The sequence below is a fragment of the uncultured Campylobacter sp. genome (genome assembly GCF_938045595.1).
In the GTDB taxonomy this organism is placed as follows: domain Bacteria; phylum Campylobacterota; class Campylobacteria; order Campylobacterales; family Campylobacteraceae; genus Campylobacter_B.
In genome coordinates, this window is the sequence record NZ_CALIBB010000047.1 from 1 (window position 1) to 2898 (window position 2898).

At 35.6% G+C, this 2898-nt stretch carries 4 protein-coding genes; all 4 read left to right on the plus strand.

Annotation, left to right across the window (positions count from 1 at the left end; translation table 11 throughout):
• The coding region (locus tag Q0340_RS01890) for a hypothetical protein (protein WP_298081931.1) at positions 1-1619 on the plus strand (1619 nt) is incomplete at its 5' end.
• Positions 1620-2141, plus strand: coding sequence for a hypothetical protein (locus Q0340_RS01895; RefSeq protein WP_298024861.1), 522 nt, complete (start codon positions 1620-1622; stop codon positions 2139-2141).
• Positions 2107-2433, plus strand: coding sequence for a polymorphic toxin type 30 domain-containing protein (locus tag Q0340_RS01900; protein WP_298081932.1), 327 nt, complete (start codon positions 2107-2109; stop codon positions 2431-2433). Before Q0340_RS01895 ends, Q0340_RS01900 begins: the two co-directional genes overlap by 35 nt.
• A complete protein-coding gene (locus Q0340_RS01905) occupies positions 2423-2818 on the plus strand; it encodes a phytanoyl-CoA dioxygenase (protein WP_298081933.1) in 396 nt (131 codons plus the stop codon). Before Q0340_RS01900 ends, Q0340_RS01905 begins: the two co-directional genes overlap by 11 nt.
• The last annotated feature ends 80 nt before the right edge of the window (positions 2819-2898 follow it).

Here is a 2898-nt window from a genome sequence, read left to right on the forward strand (position 1 = left end):
AATCCGATCCTAACAATAAGGCTCTATACAACTCAGACGATCTTAGAAGATTAAACAGAGATAGCTCCAAGCTAAGCAAAGAGCTATACTCTACCAAGCTAAACTCTAACGTTGATGCAAGCGTGGATATGAGGTTGTTTAGTAAGGAGGGAAGGAATGAGATAAAAAGGGATTATGAAGACGCCTCTACCATATACGATGCCATATACCAAATAGCAACTACCGATAGAGTTAGCTTTACGGACTTTTTTAGCGAAAACGGTAAAGGCTTTATGGTAGTAAACGGAGTAAGGCAGGAGTTAGCAAATAATCCAGAGCTAAGAGGGATGCTACAAAGCGATGAGCTTTCTGATCAAGAAAAACAAGCCATAACGCAAAACATCACAAGACAGGTAATGCTAAATTTAGGCTACATTCCTAATCAAACAAAGACCATCTACACCGATGAGACCGGTAGAGATGGTAAGCAGATAATGGGCTTTTACTCCTTGCAGACCGGGCGCAGCTATATCAATATAAAAAACAACAAAAGCACAAAGGATCTAGTCGCTACTTCGGCTACAGAAAGCCAAAGAGCTATGGATCATCAAAGAGGCATAAACTTCCTCCAAAACGAAGATGATCATTCGACCTATTCACAGAATTTCGGAAACGCAGTCGCTAGATATTACGGATATGCTCTTAGCTCATACGGCAGTGGCTACGGCTCTGCTAAGATAAATAATCCAAGCAGTATCAATCAAAACTACTACGCAAGCAACAATAAAGAATTCTCTAGACTGGATAAACAGAAGGGAGCGAATAGGCAGTTGCATCAGGCGGAGAAAGATTTCATCCATAATAATGTAGAAGATTTTCGAGAACAAATGTCCAAACGCGGCATAAATTACACCAAAAAAGATGCCACTGGACTACTCTTGCTTTCTGCTGCGTATGGAACAGATGCATATATGAACGGTATTATAAATTTAGGCTTAACGAATTTTAGTAAAAGCGATATATTAAACGGACTTATGTATTTAAGGCAAAAATCCGACGGCTTAACCTTTCTAAATTATAATGATTACGAAGAGTTTGGTTATGAACAAAAGTTTTTTAGCGCTACGGGTAGTCAATTTTATTTGGGTTGGAATTTCCATCAAGTTATGCAGGGTGGGCTCGTTGATATGTCAGCAATGTTCATTCCTAGCGCAAGAGTACTTCCAGAAATAAATTTAGGTAAGGCCGTTGGTGGTGTAGGAGCAACAAGGGGTTCAACAGCAATTATTGGTAACACCGTAAAGGGTGCGGGAACAAATGAAGCTAAAAGTATAGTGCGTATAAGCGAAGAGGCTATTAATAAAGGACAAAATAGTTCAAATATTATCGAAAAAATTATACAGAGGGGAGAAATTAAACCGGGGGATCACAAGGTAATGGTTAGTAAGCTAGATGACGGTAGCATTGTAATTATACGCAAGGATTTTGGCAAATACTCACATGGCTTTCCAGACCATTATAATATAGAAATAAGAAAACCATATAGAAATACCAATATACGAATTGAGAACTTACACATTTTCCCTACGGAAAAAGGATATAAGTGGTATGGTATGGATGGGGTTATAAAAGGAGAATAGATGAACTTATCTGATAAAATTTACATAGACGAAAATATATGGACGATAGACGATGTATTAATGTCAAATGAAGCGCATAATCTTAATATCGAAATAAATAAATATTCCAATCGGGCGTATTTAAATTTTAGTACGGATTTAGCTCTTTATTATTTTGCCAAGATTACTTTACTAACTATTTTAGAAGGACCGATTGGATACTTGGAGTTTGATCCTTATCCTAATTTAATTGGCGGTATAAGATTCGCTGAAAATAGTAAAAAGCTATGCATAGATACTAAAAGTAGTATTGAAATAAATGAAAATAAGGAGTTTATAAAGATACTAGATCAACCAGATATTTATAAATTCTATTTTAACTTTGAAATTTATGAGGCAGAGTCTATAGTTTTATTTTTCGAAGACAACATAAATTTAATGGCATTTATGAAATATCTATTATGGATGGCTATCTATAAAAAAGTCAAAAAGTATCAAGCAAAATGTAATGATAAAATGCTTTCATTGGAATTTGGTATCTGAACATTTGATTGAGATATTCTCAAGAGCGCCGAAAGACTGGAAAGTAGTGCTACAAAATGACGGTAAAGGAATAAAATTTGTAGAAGTTGTAGATGGAAAAGAGATAGACAGAGTTAGAATACATGCGCCGGAAAATAATCCGAATTTACCAAGCACCGCAAATACTAATAACGGATGGGTTTTAAGAATTCATGCTGGTAAAAATAAGTATTTTGATGATGCAGGCAATATTAAAAAAGCGAAAACCAACGAAACCCATATCCCAATAAAAGGAAACCCAAATGCAAATTGATGGAAAACATATATTTCGCAAGGGCGTGCTTCTGTACAAACTATGCGTAATGGCTTCTTTAGAATATCAAGATAAATATCTTGTGCACGCTACAGATGAAGATTGTGAAAATCCTAAGGAGATGGTATATTTTTTATGTGATTCTTGCGCTAATGCCCTATTGGAGGAATTTGAATTTTGCTTCTTGCCATACGAAAGGGATGCGCTAAGAGAGCTTAGGTCTCTTATTCTTAAAAACTTTAAGGACGATAGATCATTATACGTAGATGATTATGAATATTTAGTCTATCACAATAAATCTTGGATAGAGGTCAGAGAGCTAGCTCTAAAAACAATCCAAATTTTTGGTTATGAGCTTGATGACTTCGATTACGACTCTGATTAAGCCAACGAAGCTCACATTCCAATAAAAGGAAACCTAAATGCAGAAAAATAATGCACAAAAGGCTTTTATTGTCGAGCCTT